We start from the raw sequence: 15,393 nt of genomic DNA on the forward strand, positions 1-15,393 counted from the left end.
CCGGCCTCTGGGCTTGGAAATGTGGAATAGAGACAGCCCCCCGTCCGTCCCGCAGAGAGAGGCCCCCATGCGCTCCACGCTCATCACCGACATCGCCGAGCTGACCACCGTCGACCCCGAAAGGCGGGTGCTCACGGACGCGGCCGTCGTCGTCGAGGACGAGCGCATCGCCTGGATCGGCGCCGCCGCGGACGCCCCGGACGCGGACGACCGGGTGTCCGTGGGGGGCCGCGCCGTGCTGCCCGGCTGGGTGGACTCCCACACGCATCTCGTGTTCGACGGGGACCGCTCCGCCGAGTTCGAGGCCCGCATGGCCGGGGAGTCCTACGCGGCCGGCGGCATCGGTGTGACCACCTCCGCCACCCGTGCCGCCTCGGACGACCGCCTGGCCGAGCTGGTCCGCGGCCGGGTGGCCGACGCGGTGGCCGGCGGCACCACCTACCTCGAGACCAAGACCGGCTACGGGCTCACCGTGGAGGAGGAGGCCCGCCACGCGCGCCTGCTGGCCGGGCTGCGCGAGGAGGGCCTCGTGGACGAGGTGACCTTCCTCGGCGCCCACCTCGTGCCCCCGGGCCGGGACGCGGAGGACTACCTCGACGACGTCGTCGGGCCGATGCTCGAGGCCGTGCGGGAGCACGCGAGCTGGGTGGACGTGTTCTGCGACACCGGCGCCTTCGACGCCGAGCAGACCCGCCGCGTGCTCGCCGCGGGCGTGGCGGCGGGACTGGGCGTGCGCCTGCACGGCAACCAGATCGAGCAGGGCCCGGGCGTGGGCGTGGCCGTGGAGTTCGGCGCCGCCTCCGTGGACCACGTCAACCACCTCTCCGACGCGGACGTCGAGGCCCTGGCCGGCACCTGGACCGGCTGGGACCGCGCCTCGGCCACCGGCACGCCCGGCACCGTGGCCGGCTGCCTGCCGGCGTGCGACCTGTCCACCCGCGCCCCGCTGGCGCCCGCGCGTCGCCTGCTCGACGCCGGCATCGAGGTCTCCCTGGCCTCGAACTGCAACCCGGGCACCAGCTACACCACGTCCATGAACTTCAACGTGGGCACCGCCGTGCTGCAGATGCACCTGACCCTCGCCGAGGCCGTGCGCGCCGCCACCCTCGGCGGGGCCATCGGCCTGCGGGCGCAGGACCGCGTCGGCAGCCTCGAGGTCGGCAAGCGCGCCGACCTGCACGTGCTCGACGCCCCCGCCGCCATCCACCTGGCCTACCGCCCCGGCATGCCGCTGACCCATGCGGTCTGGCGCGCGGGCCGCCGGGCCGTCTGATCGACCGACAGCAAGGAGAACGCATCACCATGACCACCCCTCCCGCCACCGTCACGCTCGGCACGTCCGGGGCCACCCTGGACGACGTCGTCGCCGTGGCCCGCCACGACGCCCGCGTGGTGCTCGCCGACGACGTGCTCGAGACCGTCGGCGCGGTCCGCCGCCACGTCGAGGCGCTGGCCGAGGCCGAGACCCCCACCTACGGCGTCTCCACCGGCTTCGGCGCGCTCGCGGACAAGCACATCCCGCTCGAGTCCCGCGCGCAGCTGCAGAAGTCCCTGATCCGCTCCCACGCCGCCGGCATGGGCCCCGTGGTGGAGCGCGAGGTCGTCCGCGCGCTGATGTTCCTGCGCGCCACCACGCTGGCCTCCGGCCGCACGGGCGTGCGCCCCGTGGTGGTCGAGACCTTCGTGGCCATGCTCAACGCGGGCATCACCCCCGCCGTGCGCGAGTTCGGCTCGCTGGGCTGCTCGGGCGACCTCGCCCCGCTCTCCCACGTGGCCCTGGCGCTGATGGGCGAGGGCGACGTCGTCGGGGCGGACGGTGCGCTGCGTCCGGCCCGCGAGGCGCTCGCCGAGGCCGGGATCGAGCCGGTCGAGCTGCGGGAGAAGGAGGGCCTGGCCCTCGTCAACGGCACCGAGGGCATGCTCGGCATGCTGATCATGGCGCTGGCCGACCTCGAGGAGCTCGCCGACACCGTGGACCTCACCGCCGCGATGTCCGTGGAGGCGCTGCTCGGCACCGACCGCGTGTTCGTGCCGGAGCTGCACCTGCCGCTGCGCCCCCACCCGGGCCAGGCGACCTCCGCCGACCGGATGCTGAAGATCCTGGCGGGCTCGCCGATCGTGGCCAGCCACAAGGAGGGCGACTCCCGCGTGCAGGACGCCTACTCGCTGCGCTGCGCCCCGCAGGTGGCCGGCGGCCTGCGCGACACCCTCGCGTACGTGCGCACCGTGGCCGAGCGCGAGCTCGCCGCCACCGTGGACAACCCGGTGGTGCTCGACGACGGCCGGGTGAGCTCGAACGGCAACTTCCACGGGGCGCCCGTGGCGTACGTGCTGGACTTCCTGGCCATCCCGGTGGCCGACGTCGCCAGCATGTCCGAGCGCCGCACCGACCGCATGCTGGACCCGGCCCGCTCACACGGGCTGCCCGCGTTCCTCGTGGACGACCCGGGCGTGGACTCCGGCATGATGATCGCCCAGTACACGCAGGCCGGGCTCGTCTCGGACATGAAGCGTCTGGCCGTGCCCGCGTCCGTGGACTCGATCCCGTCCTCCGCGATGCAGGAGGACCACGTCTCCATGGGCTGGCACGCCGCCCGCAAGCTGCGCTCGGCCGTGGAGAACTTCCGCCGCGTGCTCGCCGTCGAGCTCGTGGCCGCCGCCCGCGCGATCGAGCTGCGCGCCCCGCTGCAGCCCTCCGCCGCGACCGGTGCCGCCGTCCGCGTGATCCGCGAGGCCGGCGTCCCCGGCCCCGGCCCGGACCAGTACATGGCCCCGCAGCTGGCCGCCGCCGAGCAGGCCCTGCGCGACGGGTCCGTGCTGGCCGCCGTGGCGGAGGCGCTCGCGGGCGTGTCCGCCGATGCCGAGCCGCAGGACCTGGCCAAGGAGTCCGAGGGCGCCGAGGCCGAGGGGCACTGACGCCGCAGAGCGGTCAGAGGCCACAGAGTGGTCACGACACGCCGCGTGCGTCTGCACGAGACGGCGTGTCGTGACCACTCTGTGTGCGGAGGGGGCGGCCTGCGGGCCCGGTCGCCCCGGCTCAGGCCGCCAGGTCCACGTCCTTCGTCTCCTTCATGAACAGGCCGGTCAGGCCGGTGAGGCCGCCGACCACCATGAGGTAGATCGGGAACGCGCTGGCCCACCCCTGCGCCGTCAGCCACGTGATCAGGTACGGCGCCGTGCCGCCGAAGATCGCGGTGGCCAGCGAGAGCATGGTGGCCACGCCCTTGGCGCGCACCGCCGTGGGCAGCACCTCGGACCAGACGGCGCCGTTGACGCCGAACAGCAGCGCCACGGCCAGCAGGGCGATGGTCTGCACGAGCAGGAACGAGGCGAAGGTGCCGTCCAGCATGCCGAACAGCGGGAACGGCAGCACCACGAAGAGCAGGCCGAAGGCGATGACCAGCGGGCGGCGGCCGATCCGGTCGCCCAGCAGGCCCGCCCCGAGGATGGCGGCCAGGAAGATCACCTGGGCCAGGAGCGAGGCCGAGAGGGTGGTGGACTTGTCCATCTGATGGGCCACCTGCGCGTGCGTGGGCAGGTAGATCAGCCACGTGTAGAACATCAGGGAGCCGCCCGCGGAGACCAGGAAGATCGTCAGCAGGCCGCGCCACACCGCGCCCGGCTCCCGGCGCGGGGCGTCGTCGGCGGTGGGCACCACCTGCTGCGCCGCCGTGAAGTGCTCCGACTCCGTCAGGCTCCGTCGCAGATACAGCGCGTAGAGGCCGAGGACGCCGCCGATGCCGAACGCCACGCGCCAGCCCCAGGACGCCACCTGCTCGTGGGAGAGCAGCGTGTTGATGGCCAGGCCCACGAGCGTCGCCAGGATCGTGCCCACCACCACGGACACCCACGACGTCGCCCCGAACAGCCCGCGCCGGCCCTGCGGCGCCCGCTCCACGAGGTAGGTCACGGAGGTGCCCATCTCGCCGCCGTGCGCCAGGCCCTGCAGCAGGCGGGCGACGACGAGGATCACCGAGGCGAGGACGCCCACCGTGCCGTAGGTGGGGGTGAAGGCGATGATCAGGCTGCCGAGCGCGGTGATCATCATCGCCGCGAAGAGGCTGCGCTTGCGGCCCACCCGGTCCGCGTAGGCGCCGAACACGTAGCCGCCGATGGGGCGGGCGACGAAGCCCACCGCGAAGACGGCCAGGGTGGCGAGCAGCTCGGAGGTGGGGTTGTCCGCGTGGAAGATCTGCGCCGCGAAGACCGGGGCGAAGATCGTGTAGACGTTCCAGTCGTACCACTCCAGCGCGTTGCCGAAGTTCACGGCCAGCATGTCCTTCAGGCTCCGGGGGCAGGCCCCGGGCACGGGAGCGGGCCGGGCCGCGCCGGTGGCCGCGGTGCTCATGCCCGTCCCTCGAGGCCGGCCTGGGCATCGCCGTCGGCGCCGGGCACCCGCATCTCGAAGGTCTCCCGCACCACGGTGTAGTCGAAGTAGCCCAGGCGGGCGATCGGCTGGATGCGCGGGATGTCGAGGCGGCCGTCGGCGGTGATGACGTCGTCGTCGATGTGGATGGTGTCCACGTGGGCGAAGACCACGTCGATGGTGCCGACGTTCGAGTCGCCCTTGATGCGGTGCGTCGAGTGGTAGCGGCACTCGAAGCGCACGGGGGACTCGGCGACCATCGGGATGGGGTGGTTGTCCGCGTAGACCTTGGTGACGCCGTGCTCGGCGATGCGGTCCCACTCGCTCTCGCCCGGCTCCAGGGCCATGGCGGAGACGTTGACGGCCTCGCGCAGGTCGTAGGTGGCCATGTTCCACACGAACCAGCCGGTCTGCTCCGCGTTGAGGACGGTGTCCTTGCGGCGTCCGTCCGGGTACTGGTTCGCGGAGAACATCACCATGGGCGGGTCGAAGGTGAGGTTCTGCCACTGGCTGTAGGGGGCGATGTTCTCCCGGCCGTCCGTGCTCACGGAGGACAGCCAGCCGATGGGCCGCGGCACGGTGGAGCTCTTGAAGGGGGAGAAGGGCAGGGGGTTGGCCTCGTGCTGCGGGCGGTACTTCATGAGTCCTCCATGTGACGCCGGTAACAGGATGTGGGTCACGCTACGCCGCATATCCCGGATATATCAAACGGATTGGGGGCAGATGACTGCCTACGCTGGGCCCATGAACAAGTCGGAGGAGGCCTACGCCCGCCTGACGCAGAAGATCGAGACCGGGGAGCTGCCACCGGGCGCCATCCTCAGCGAGGCGGACCTCATCGACGCCGCCGAGACGGGGCGCACACCCCTGCGCGAGGCCGTGCAGCGCCTCATCCGAGACCACTGGCTCCTGGCCGGTGGGGGACGGGGACTGCAGGTGCCCCCGATCTCCGTGGACGACCAGCTGGAGAGGCTGGAGGTGCGGCGGTCGCTCGAGGCCCTGGCCGTGGGACTGGCCTGCGCGCGGGCGGACGAGGAGCAGCTGGCCGCCGTCGCGGCCCACGTGCGGCACCTGCGCACGGTGGAGGACCTGCCGGCGTACGTCGCCGCCGTCGGGCGCTCGCACGAACTCCTGCGCACGATCGCGAACAACCGCTATCTCGCCGACTCCCTGGTCCCGCTCCAGGGGCTCTCCCGGCGGTTCTGGCTCGCCACCACGAAGGGCCTGCCCGACGAGGTCGAACGCGGCCGGGCGTTCTACGTCCCGGCGCTGGAGGCGGTGACCCGGAGGGACGCGGCAGGAGCCCGGGCCGGGGTGCTGGCCCTGCACGACTTCCTGGCACGCTCGGCGCTGGACTACGCCGCCCGACGCGCGGCCCACGGCAGCGCCGAGCCCCCAGCCCCGTGGGCAGCGGGGCACTGACGCGCGCGGCCCCCGCGCCTGAACGGACCCCCGCCCGCCTCAGGCCAGCAGCGACGCGTCCGTCCGGTGACGGCTGACGATCGTGTGGATCAGCCGGGCCGCGGCCTTCGCCGTGCGGCCGTCCACGTCCAGGGCGGGGTTGAGCTCCACGACGTCGGCCAGGGCCAGCTTCCCGGACTGGGTGGCCTCCAGCGCGCACGCGTGGATCACCTCGTACGGCACGCCGAAGCCGGCCGGTGCGCTCACCCCCGGGGCGACGGCGGCCGGCAGCACATCCAGGTCGATCGTCAGGTAGAGCACGTCCACGGCGTTGATGAACGAGCGCACCCAGCGGCGCACGCCGGTGACGTCGGCGGTCTGGGCCTGCTCGTCGGTCACCCACGTGACCCCGCGTTCGCGCGCGGTGTCGAACAGGGCCCGGGTGTTGTTTGCCTCGCTGATGCCCACCACCGCGTAGGAGAGCTGATGCTCCGCCCCCTCGGCGTCCCGCAGCGCCTGCAGGAACGGGGTGCCGGAGCTGGGCCGCGGCGCCTCGCGCAGGTCGAAGTGCGCGTCCAGGTTGAGGATGCCCACGCGGGTGCCCGCGCCCACGCGCGTGGAGCCGGTCAGGCCCGTGATCGATGCGTAGGCGGTCTCGTGTCCGCCGCCGAGCACCACGGCCAGGTCGTGGGCGTTCAGCAGCCCGCTGACCACCGTGCCCAGCTCGGCCTGGCCCGCCTCGAGCTCGCCCGGGGCGTCGTCGTCTCCGCGGTCCACGGACACGTCGCCCGCGTCCACGAGCGCGCCCGTGCCCTCGAGATACGCGAGCGAGGCGAGCGCGCCGCGCAGCGCCTCCGGGCCGTCCTCGGCGCCCACGCGGCCGTGGTTCCGGCGCACGCCCTCGTCCGAGGCGAAGCCGATGAGCGCCGTGGACCGCGCGCCCGACGTCGGAGCACCGGCACCGGGGTGGCGCTGCGGCGTCGTGGGCTCGCCGCGGCCGTCGGCGGGGCGGACGACCTGGTGCCAGCGTAGGTGCTCGGGGGCGTCGCCGTCGGTGCGGCCGGTCCAGGCGGAGGAGAGGGACGAGGAGGGGAGCTCGGAGGTCATGGGACCATCCCACGCCATCGACGGCGGGTGCGCAACGCGGGCCGGACGACGCCCGACACGGGGCGTCGTCCGCCTAGCGGTCCAGTTCCTGGCGCCGCGAGCTGATCACGCCGGTGACGAAGCCGGCGAGGTTGAGCCCGCCGTGGAAGCGGGCGTGCTCGATCTTCACACAGCGGTCCATCACGACCTCCAGGCCCGCGGCCTCGGCCTGACGCGCGGCGTCCTCGTTCCAGATGCCCAGCTGCAGCCACACGGTCCGGGCGCCCACGCGGGCGGCGTCCGCCACCACCTCGGGGGCGTCGGAGGACTTGCGGAACACCTCCACGAGGTCCGGGGTGACGGGCAGGTCGTCCAGCGAGGCGTACACGCGGTGGCCGAGGATCTCCTTGCCGGCCGCGGCGAGCACGGGATTGACGAAGTAGACGTCGTACGTGGTCGAGCTCAGCAGGTACGTGGCCACGAAGTACGACGCACGGGCCGGCTTGTCCGAGGCGCCGACGATCGCGATCGACCGGGTGCGCCGCAGGATCGCCAGGCGCTCGGGGGCGCCGGGGCCGGTCCAGGTGCGCTCGGGGTGGGTGGTGCTCATGGCTCAGGCCTCCTTCGGCGCGGCCGGGGCGCCGTCGTCGTCGCGGGTGCGGCCGGTGGCCTCGGTCAGGGCCTGGTCCAGGTCCCAGAGGATGTCCTCGGTGTCCTCGATGCCCACCGAGATGCGGATGAGGTCCTCCGGGATGCCCGCGGCCACGAGCTGCTCGGCGGTGAGCTGCTGATGGGTCGTCGTGGCGGGGTGCAGCACGAGCGTCTTCGCGTCGCCGATGTTGGCCAGGTGGCTGGCCAGCTGCAGGGCGGAGATGAAGCGCGACGCCGTCGCACGCCCGGCCTCCGGACCGGAGGCGCCGTCGTCGGTGTCTGTGGCTGCCGGGGCCACGCCGAAGCTGAACACCGAGCCGACGCCCCGGGGCAGCAGCTGCTGCGCGCGGGCGTGGTGCGGGTGGTCGGGCAGGCCGGCGTAGCGGACCCAGGAGACGCGCGGGTCCTCGTCCAGCCACTGCGCCACGGCCTGCGCATTCGCCAGGTGGGCGTCCATGCGCGGGGCCAGCGTCTCGACGCCGAGCAGCAGCTGGAACGCCGACTGGGGGGCCAGCGACGGGCCGAAGTCGCGCAGCTGCTCCGAGCGGAGCTTGGTGAGGAAACCGTATTCGCCGAAGTTGCCCCACCAGGAGACGCCGCCGTACGACGGCACGGGCTCGGTCATCGACGGGAACTTGCCGTTGTCCCACGGGAAGCGGCCGGACTCCACCACGACGCCGCCGAGCGTGGTGCCCTGCCCGCCGAGGAACTTCGTGGCCGAATGGATGACGATGTCCGCCCCGTGCTCGATCGGCCGGATCAGGTAGGGCGGGGTGAGGGTCGCGTCCACGACGAGCGGCACGCCGTGCCGGTGGGCGACGTCGGCCAGGCCGGGCAGGTCCACGACGTCACCGGAGGGGTTGGCGACGATCTCCGTGTAGACGGTCTTGGTGTTGGGCTGGAGGGCGGCCTCGAAGTCCGCGGCCTCGGCGGAGTCCACGAACGTGGTCTCGACGCCGAACCGGCGCAGGGAGACGTCCAGCTGGGTGATCGTGCCGCCGTAGAGCTTCGAGGACGCCACGATGTGGTCACCGGCCCCGGCGAGGGCCGCGAAGGTGACGAACTCGGCGGCCATGCCGGACGCCGTCGCGACGGCCCCGATCCCGCCCTCGAGCGTGGCGACCCGCTCCTCGAACGCGGCGACCGTGGGGTTGCCGATCCGCGAGTAGATGTTGCCGTACTTCTGCAGCGCGAAGAGGTTGGCGGCGTCTTCGGCGGACTCGAACACGAAGGAGCTGGTCTGGTGGATCGGCACCGCGCGGGAGCCGTGGACGGCGTCCGGGACGGCGCCCGCGTGCAGCGCCTGGGTGCGGAAGCCGAACTCGTGGTCAGCCACGGGGGTCCTTTCGATGGAGGCTTCGGGACAGTCCCTCCCATTGTCCCGGGCGAGGTGCGCCGGGGGCAGGGTGGGCACGTCGCAGAGCGTCACGCGGCGCAGGCCGGTGCCGTGCAACGCGGGTTGAGTTATCACCGGTTACGCGGGCCTGGACCCGTGACAACTCAACCCGCGTTGGACGGGACCCGTGACAACTCAACCCGTGTTGGCCGCGGGGGCGGATCAGCGCGTGCGGGCGAGCCGACGCCGGACCAGCCCCACGATCCGCCCGAACCCAGCGCGCTGGTCCTCCCAGGTGCAGCGCAGGGTCGTCCATTCCCGCTCGAGGCAGTACGCGTCCCGACGGGCGTCCCTCGCCTGCTGCTGAGCCGTGCGGTGGCCGGCGCCGTCGTACTGGAGGGCCAGGCGCGCCCCCCGGTACCCGAGGTCCACGACGGGCGAGGCCGGGTCGGCCGGGTCGACGGCGACCTGCAGCTCCGGCTCCGGCAGCCCGGCCCGGATCAGCGCGAGCCGGAGGAAGGTCTCGGGCGGGGAGTCGGCCCCGACGCGCACCTCGGCCAGCGCGGCACGTGCGAGACGGACACCCGGCCGGCCACGGCAGCGGGCGAGCACCTCCGACAGCCCGGGCACGGTGGCCACGGGGTGCGCCCGGCCCGTCGGCGTCCACGGCGGACACACCAGGTGGTCGCCGGCCGCGATGAGCCAGTCCACCTCGTGGGGGCGGAGCATCCCGGCGAGGTCGAACCAGGTGCGCGCCGCCGTCGTGACGCGCTGGCCGTCGGGAAGCTCGAGCACGTGGTCGGAGGGCAGTCGCACCCGGTGGCTGACGACGCCGCCCAGGTCGGTCCGGTGCGTGCGCGCGGACCGGTCGAAGGTCAGGTGCAGTCCGGCTGGCCGCGTGAGGCGGGGCGGCAGCGGCAGTCCGTGCCAGAGGGCGGCAGAGACGTGGGAGACCACCCCGCCCGTGAGGCGGACCAGCGCGGCCGCGCCGTCCGGGGCGCACGGGTCGGGGATGCCCGCGGTGTGCACGCCGCGGCAGATCCGGGCGAGGTCTGCCGCGAGGGTGCGGCGCCACGGCAGGCCGGCGGCGTGCAGCTCGGCCGTCGTGAAGGCGCCCGCGGCGAGGGTGGACGGCAGGGGCGTGCGCGCGGTCATGGGGTGAGCCTGCCGCCCCCGGGCCCTGCGACGGACCGGACCGACGCGCCCTGGGGAGGGCCGCCGTCGTCGTGGTGGCTGTGCAGGAGCGGCCGACCCGCCGGACACGGCGGCCCCGGCGCGACGCGGGTTGAGTTATCACGGGTGCGCGCCGCCTGGACCGGTGATAACTCAACCCGCGTTGCGGGGAGCGGCCGGCCCGTCGGTCACGGCGTGCGGTCGACCGGCACCAGCTCCACGTCCTCGAGCCGTCCGTCCCGCGCCACCGCGCGTATCAGCGTGCACACCGGCTGCCGCCGCCGGTCCGTGCAGGAGCCGGGGTTGAGCAGCCGCAGGCCCGGGTTCGCGGTCTCCGGCCCGGCCACGGTGTCCCACGGGATGTGGCTGTGCCCGAAGACCAGCACGTCCGCGTCCGGGAACGCCGCGGCCATGCGGCGCTCGCGGCCGGCCGCCGGGCCCGTCTCGTGGACCATCGCGATCCGCACCCCGCCGAGCTCCACGCGCGCCACCTCGGGCAGCCGCGCCCGCGGCCCCGGCCCGTCGTTGTTGCCCCACACGCCCACCAGCCGGGCGGCCCGCGCGTCGAGGTCGTCGAGCACGTCCTCGGCCACCCAGTCGCCGGCGTGGAGCACGACGTCGGCCCGCGCCACCTCGGCCCGCACCTGCGCAGGCAGGGCGCGGGCGCGCCGCGGGATGTGGGTGTCGGCGATCAGGAGCAGGCGGACGGCGACGTCGTCGGGCACGGTCCGCCTCACCGCGCCGCGAACGCGCCGAGCCAGAGCGCCAGCGGCAGGCCGACGATGAACACCGCCACGAATCCGCGCACCAGCCACCGGCCCGCCGGGGTGGCGAGGTTGACCGTCACGCCCACGCCGTAGCCGGGGCGTTTGGCGGGGAAGACGGCCGGGTCCTCGGGGTCGCGCTTGAGCCCCAGGGGCGTCCACACCTCGTCCTCGGCGAGCTCCGCGGCCGTGGGCCGGTGCCCGAGGTCCGCGGCGACGCGGTCCGCCCAGCGCGTCCACCGCCGGGTGCCGGCCCGCATCGCCGGGAAGATGCCCACCATGAGCACGGTCAGCGTGAGGGGCAGGAGCCACCAGGCCATCGTCCACGCCCCGGCGGCGAGCACCTCGGCCGTCGTCGGGGCCAGCACCAGCACGATGAGCACGCACGACCACCCGAGGCACGCCTGGACCCCGCGGTGCACCCCCGGCTGGCGCACGCGCCGCCACGGGGACAGCCCCGGATCCATGGGAACCAGGGCAGTGACCATCGCGGAGACCAGGGCCAGGAACCCCGTCATGCCGAGGCCGATCAGCGGCCCCGTCGCCACCGTGCCGAACGAGGCGTCCTCCCACGCATCCGGTCGCCCGTCGACGCCCCAGTGCGTGGGCACGCGCTCCGGCAGGCCCGGCAGGGCGACGAGGGCCCACCCCAGCAGCGCCAGGCACAGCGCGGCCGCGAGCAGGAACGGCAGCCACGGACGCAGCCGGCCACGGCGCAGGGCGGCGCGCTCGGCGGCGGGGACGTCGGCGGGGACGGGATGGGGCACCCAGGCTAACTTCGGCCCCCGCCCGCCACACCGGGTGACCGGCCCGTCCAGACGGCGGCCGCGCACGCCGCGATCACCAGCAGCATCCCCGCCAGGTCCAGCGGGGTGAGCTCCTGCCCGCGCACGGCCCACGCGGTCAGCGCCGCCGCGATCGGCGAGAGGCACGTCAGCAGGGAGAACAGTGCGGTCGGCATGTGGCGCAGCACCTGCAGGTCGATCCCGTACGGCACCGCCGTGGACAGCAGCGCCACGGCCAGTCCCACGCCCAGCACCACGGGAGAGAGCAGGGCCGTACCCGCCGTCGCGACGCCGACCGGCAGCGCCACGAGGGACCCGGCCGCCGTCGCCAGGGCCAGCCCCTGCACCCCCGGCAGATGGGTCCCCGCACGCCGGGAGAGCAGGATGTACGCCGCCCAGCACGCCGCCGCGGCCAGCGCGAGCGCCACCCCCACCGGGTCCAGCCCCGCGCCGCCGATCCCGCCGTCCGCGCTGAACCCCTCCCGGCCGAGCACCCCGATCCCGACGAGCGCGAGGGCCGCCCACGCCGCCGACCGCCATGACGGCCGCGCCGCCACGGACAGCGCCAGCGGCCCGAGCACCTCGAACGTCACGGCCACGCCCTGCGGGATCCGCGCGAACGCCTCGTAGATGGCCAGGTTCATGCCGGTCATGGCCGCACCCAGCCCGACGACGGCGGCCCACCCCCGGGGACCCAGGCCGGCGAGGGCGGCGCGGCTCGGCCGGGTGACGAGCAGCAGCACGGCCGCGGAGAACACCACGCGCAGGGCGACCATGGCGGACGCGCCGACGTCGTCGAACAGCAGGCCCGCCACGGACGCGCCGAGCTGCTGACTCAGCAGCGAGAGCAGGACGAGCAGGACGAGACGCACGGGCTCAGCCTAGGGCCGCGCCGCGTCACCCCGGCCCCGGCCGGAGCCCTCCCCGCGACCGGCCCGCCGAATGTGACGGCCGCCGGCACACCGCCCCGGAACCGTTCCTAGCGTGGGCCTCCATACGACCCAGCGACCCCCACGACCCGCGGCACCGCGCCCGGCGGGCCGCCCGCCTCCGGACCGAGGAGATCGACATGCCGCTCACCGACCCGACGGACGCGTCCGCGCCGCCCGCCGCCACGCCCGTCCCGCTCGGCGCCGTCCCGCCGCTCGAGCGCCCCGCAGACCTGCCCCGCGACCTGGCCGGCCTGCGCCGCCACTTCGCCCCGGTGTTCGCGCGGATCGCCGAAGGCTCCCGCGAGCGCGACCGCCGCCGGATCCTCCCGTTCGAGGAGGTCCGTGCCCTCAACGAGGCCGGCTTCGCCACGCTGCGGGTCCCCGCGGAGGCCGGTGGGCCCGGTGTGGACGTGCGGACCGCCGTGGCCCTGCTGATCGACCTGGCGGAGGCGGACGCGAACGTCGCGCACCTCTACCGCTCGCACCTGGGATTCCTCGACTCCCTCCGCTTCCAGCCCGAGGCCGTCCGCGAGCGCTGGCATGCCCGGATCCTGGCCGGCGCCACGGTCGGCAACGCATCCACCGAGAAGGGCGGCAACGCGCTGGGCACGCTCAACACGGTCCTCACCCCGGCACCCGCGGGCGACGGCCCGTGGACCCTGACTGGCACCAAGTTCTACGCGACCGGCTCGATCTTCTCCTCGCACACGCGCGTCTCCGCCGCCCAGACCGACGCGGACGGGCGACCGGCCCCGGGCCGGCGCTTCGCCGTCGTGCCGGTGGAGGCCCCGGGTGTGCGTCTGGACGACGACTGGGACGGCTTCGGCCAGCGCCTGACCGGCACCGGCACCGCGGTGTTCGACGGCGTCGCCGTGCCGCCGCAGGACGTGCTCGACCGGGCACCCGGCAGCGCCGAGGCGGTCTACGAGGCGGCGTGGTTCCAGCTCATCCTGCTCGCCGTCCTCGCCGGGATCGCCCGGGCGGCCCGTCGGGACGCCGCCGACGCCGTGGCCGTCCGCGTGCGCACCTTCAACACGGGCCTGGGCCTGCCGTTCCGGGAGGACCCGCTGATCCAGGAGGCCGTCGGGCGGATCGCGGCCAAGGCGTTCACGGCCGAGGCCGCGGTGCTCTCGGCGGCGGACGCCCTGGATGCGGCGCTCGCGGACCACGAGGCCGGCCGCACCGGCTCCGGCGCCCCCGAGGAGGTGCCCGCCTCCTTCACGTGGGCCGAGCTGGCGGTGGAGCACGCCCAGGTGACCGTCCCGGAGCTGGCCCTCGGCGCCGCCCAGGAGCTGTTCCTCACCGGTGGGGCCTCCGCCACGAGCACCGCCAAGGGCCTGGACCGGCACTGGCGCAACGCGCAGACGGTGGCCACGCACAATCCCATCGCGTTCCGCGCCCGGGCGATCGGCGACTTCTGGATCAACGGCACCGTGCCCGAGGGCCTCAACGCGATCGGCGACGCCCCGGCCGCCTCCGCGCCCCTCGGCGCCGACGCCCCCGCCTCCGGGGAGGCCGCCCGATGAGCACCCTGCGCACCCACCGTCGCCGGGCCGTGCTCGGCTCGTTCATCGGCACCACCATCGAGTGGTACGACTTCTACCTCTACGGCCTGGCCGCCGCGCTCGTGTTCAACGTGCAGTTCTTCCCCGGCCAGACCGCGTTCGGGGCGACCCTCGCCTCGTTCGCCACGCTCGCCGTCGGCGTCGTGCTGCGCCCGCTGGGCGGGATCGTGGCCGGCCACTTCGGGGACCGCGTGGGCCGCAAGGCCCTGCTGGTCATCTCGCTGCTGCTGATGGGCGGCGCCTCGATGCTCATCGGCGTCCTGCCCACGTTCGCCCAGGCGGGCTGGTGGGCGGTGGCCGGGCTCGTGCTGCTGCGCTGCCTGCAGGGCCTCTCCGCCGGCATGGAGTGGGGCGGCGCCGCCCTGATGTCCGTGGAGCACGCCCCCGCGGACCGGCGCGGCCTGTTCGGCTCGTTCACGCAGGTCGGCTCCTCGGCCGGCATGCTCCTGGCCACCGGCGCGTTCTCCCTGGTCAAGCTGGCCACCACCGACGAGCAGTTCGCCGCGTTCGGCTGGCGCCTGCCGTTCCTCGCCTCGGGTCTGCTCGTGGTGGTGGGCCTGGCCATCCGCCTCGGCGTCGAGGACTCGGCCGAGTTCCGCGTGCACCGGGACGCCGGGACCGTCAGCCGCGCGCCCGTCGTCGAGCTGCTGCGCCATCACGCCCGCCCCGTGCTCGTGACCGCCGGCCTGCGTCTCGGCCAGAACGGCCTCTACTACCTCGTCACCGCGTACCTGGTCAGCTACCTCGTGCTCCGCGGCGCCGACGACGGCGTCCTCGTCTCCGCCATCATGGTCGCCTCGGCCATCGGGCTGGTGAGCACCCCCTTCTGGGGCGCGGTCTCGGACCGGGTGGGCCGTGCCCGGGTGTCCCGGGTCGGGTACGCGCTCACGGCGGTGGCGGGCTGGGTGCTGTTCGCCGTCGTGGATGCCGGCGCGCTGGCGGTGCTGCCGCTCGTCGTGGTGCTGGTGATCAACGTGGCCCACGACAGCGTCTACGGTCCGCAGGCCGCGTGGTTCGCCGAGCAGTTCCCGGTGCGCGTGCGGTACTCGGGCGTGAACCTGGGCTATCAGCTCGGCACGGTGGTGGGCGGCGGGTTCGCCCCGTTCATCGCGGCGCTGCTGTACGAGGTCGGCGGCCACACGCCGTGGCTGATCGCCGCGTACCTGACGCTGCTGGCCACGCTCTCGCTGATCGCCTCGCGCTTCGCCCGTGACCCCGTGGCCCGCCCCGAGACGGACCTCGTGGCCGACGACGCCGCCATCCTGGCCGCACAGGCGGACGGGCCGGCCGTCGATGCCGCCCCCGGTGCCGCCGCGGTGACCGCCCGCCCCGAC

The 15,393-nt window shown here is 74.6% G+C and carries 14 protein-coding genes; 5 read left to right on the forward strand and 9 right to left on the reverse strand.

Translation table 11 applies throughout. From position 1 onward, the window contains the following. Nucleotides 1-67 precede the first annotated feature (67 nt). Both hutI and hutH read left to right on the forward strand, forming a co-directional pair. Entirely contained in the window at nucleotides 68-1,273 is a 1,206-nt protein-coding gene (gene hutI / locus J1M40_RS07440; protein WP_070708763.1) for an imidazolonepropionase, read from the forward strand. A 29-nt stretch (nucleotides 1,274-1,302) separates the two neighbouring features. Then, nucleotides 1,303-2,916 (forward strand): histidine ammonia-lyase, encoded by a 1,614-nt coding sequence (hutH, locus tag J1M40_RS07445; RefSeq protein ID WP_020624959.1) that lies wholly within the window; start codon nucleotides 1,303-1,305, stop codon nucleotides 2,914-2,916. A gap of 121 nt (nucleotides 2,917-3,037) precedes the next feature. Here hutH and J1M40_RS07450 read toward each other — a convergent pair whose 3' ends face one another. Together J1M40_RS07450 and J1M40_RS07455 are read right to left on the reverse strand one after the other, a co-directional pair. Beyond that, nucleotides 3,038-4,348 (reverse strand): MFS transporter, encoded by a 1,311-nt coding sequence (locus J1M40_RS07450; RefSeq protein WP_060973915.1) that lies wholly within the window; start codon nucleotides 4,346-4,348, stop codon nucleotides 3,038-3,040. Continuing rightward, entirely contained in the window at nucleotides 4,345-5,007 is a 663-nt protein-coding gene (locus J1M40_RS07455) for a flavin reductase family protein (RefSeq protein ID WP_020624777.1), read from the reverse strand. Before J1M40_RS07455 ends, J1M40_RS07450 begins: the two co-directional genes overlap by 4 nt. Before the next feature lie 103 nt (nucleotides 5,008-5,110). Between J1M40_RS07455 and J1M40_RS07460 the strand changes: the two genes are divergently transcribed. Beyond that, nucleotides 5,111-5,788, forward strand: a complete 678-nt coding sequence (locus tag J1M40_RS07460; protein WP_020625716.1) for a GntR family transcriptional regulator — start codon at nucleotides 5,111-5,113, stop codon at nucleotides 5,786-5,788. A 39-nt stretch (nucleotides 5,789-5,827) separates the two neighbouring features. On the opposite strand, the gene hutG is transcribed toward J1M40_RS07460, so the two are convergent. From hutG to J1M40_RS07495, 7 genes are all read right to left on the reverse strand, one after another. Then, on the reverse strand, nucleotides 5,828-6,874 hold the full coding sequence (gene hutG, locus J1M40_RS07465) for a formimidoylglutamase (RefSeq protein WP_020625717.1): 1,047 nt from the start codon (nucleotides 6,872-6,874) through the stop codon (nucleotides 5,828-5,830). A gap of 73 nt (nucleotides 6,875-6,947) precedes the next feature. Continuing rightward, nucleotides 6,948-7,463: a CoA-binding protein gene (locus tag J1M40_RS07470; protein WP_041104443.1), complete on the reverse strand. Its 516-nt coding sequence runs from the start codon at nucleotides 7,461-7,463 to the stop codon at nucleotides 6,948-6,950. 3 nt (nucleotides 7,464-7,466) lie between these two features. After that, nucleotides 7,467-8,840, reverse strand: a complete 1,374-nt coding sequence (locus J1M40_RS07475) for an O-acetylhomoserine aminocarboxypropyltransferase/cysteine synthase family protein (RefSeq protein ID WP_101967229.1) — start codon at nucleotides 8,838-8,840, stop codon at nucleotides 7,467-7,469. Between the two features lie 222 nt (nucleotides 8,841-9,062). Continuing rightward, nucleotides 9,063-9,995 carry a hypothetical protein gene (locus J1M40_RS07480; protein ID WP_020624950.1) on the reverse strand — a complete coding sequence of 311 codons (933 nt, stop codon included), beginning with the start codon at nucleotides 9,993-9,995 and terminating at the stop codon, nucleotides 9,063-9,065. 206 nt (nucleotides 9,996-10,201) lie between these two features. After that, nucleotides 10,202-10,738 carry a metallophosphoesterase gene (locus J1M40_RS07485; protein WP_063189892.1) on the reverse strand — a complete coding sequence of 179 codons (537 nt, stop codon included), beginning with the start codon at nucleotides 10,736-10,738 and terminating at the stop codon, nucleotides 10,202-10,204. A gap of 8 nt (nucleotides 10,739-10,746) precedes the next feature. Beyond that, the gene (locus tag J1M40_RS07490; RefSeq protein WP_206450645.1) at nucleotides 10,747-11,544 is read right to left on the reverse strand and encodes a DUF1648 domain-containing protein; all 798 of its coding nucleotides are present in this window, start codon (nucleotides 11,542-11,544) and stop codon (nucleotides 10,747-10,749) included. Between the two features lie 5 nt (nucleotides 11,545-11,549). Then, nucleotides 11,550-12,434, reverse strand: coding sequence for a DMT family transporter (locus J1M40_RS07495; protein WP_063189894.1), 885 nt, complete (start codon nucleotides 12,432-12,434; stop codon nucleotides 11,550-11,552). A 197-nt stretch (nucleotides 12,435-12,631) separates the two neighbouring features. Here J1M40_RS07495 and J1M40_RS07500 point away from each other — a divergent pair, with 197 nt between their 5' ends. Together J1M40_RS07500 and J1M40_RS07505 are read left to right on the forward strand one after the other, a co-directional pair. Further along, a complete protein-coding gene (locus J1M40_RS07500) occupies nucleotides 12,632-14,020 on the forward strand; it encodes an acyl-CoA dehydrogenase family protein (RefSeq protein WP_020624946.1) in 1,389 nt (462 codons plus the stop codon). Continuing rightward, nucleotides 14,017-15,393 (forward strand): MFS transporter (locus J1M40_RS07505; RefSeq protein WP_206450646.1); only part of this gene is annotated, 1,377 nt, incomplete at its 3' end. The genes J1M40_RS07500 and J1M40_RS07505, both read left to right, overlap by 4 nt.

Source organism: Micrococcus sp. KRD026 (genome assembly GCF_017168445.1).
Classification (GTDB): Bacteria; Actinomycetota; Actinomycetes; order Actinomycetales; family Micrococcaceae; genus Micrococcus; species Micrococcus luteus.

What these genes read in the sequence shown, in the direction of transcription:
- J1M40_RS07450 (WP_060973915.1), bottom strand. Translation starts at nt 4,348, where the DNA reads ATGAGCACCGCGGCCACCGGCGCGGCCCGGCCCGCTCCCGTGCCCGGG.
- J1M40_RS07455 (WP_020624777.1), bottom strand. Translation starts at nt 5,007, where the DNA reads ATGAAGTACCGCCCGCAGCACGAGGCCAACCCCCTGCCCTTCTCCCCC.
- hutG (WP_020625717.1), bottom strand. Translation starts at nt 6,874, where the DNA reads ATGACCTCCGAGCTCCCCTCCTCGTCCCTCTCCTCCGCCTGGACCGGC.
- hutH (WP_020624959.1), top strand. Translation starts at nt 1,303, where the DNA reads ATGACCACCCCTCCCGCCACCGTCACGCTCGGCACGTCCGGGGCCACC.
- hutI (WP_070708763.1), top strand. Translation starts at nt 68, where the DNA reads ATGCGCTCCACGCTCATCACCGACATCGCCGAGCTGACCACCGTCGAC.
- J1M40_RS07470 (WP_041104443.1), bottom strand. Translation starts at nt 7,463, where the DNA reads ATGAGCACCACCCACCCCGAGCGCACCTGGACCGGCCCCGGCGCCCCC.
- J1M40_RS07500 (WP_020624946.1), top strand. Translation starts at nt 12,632, where the DNA reads ATGCCGCTCACCGACCCGACGGACGCGTCCGCGCCGCCCGCCGCCACG.
- J1M40_RS07480 (WP_020624950.1), bottom strand. Translation starts at nt 9,995, where the DNA reads ATGACCGCGCGCACGCCCCTGCCGTCCACCCTCGCCGCGGGCGCCTTC.
- J1M40_RS07460 (WP_020625716.1), top strand. Translation starts at nt 5,111, where the DNA reads ATGAACAAGTCGGAGGAGGCCTACGCCCGCCTGACGCAGAAGATCGAG.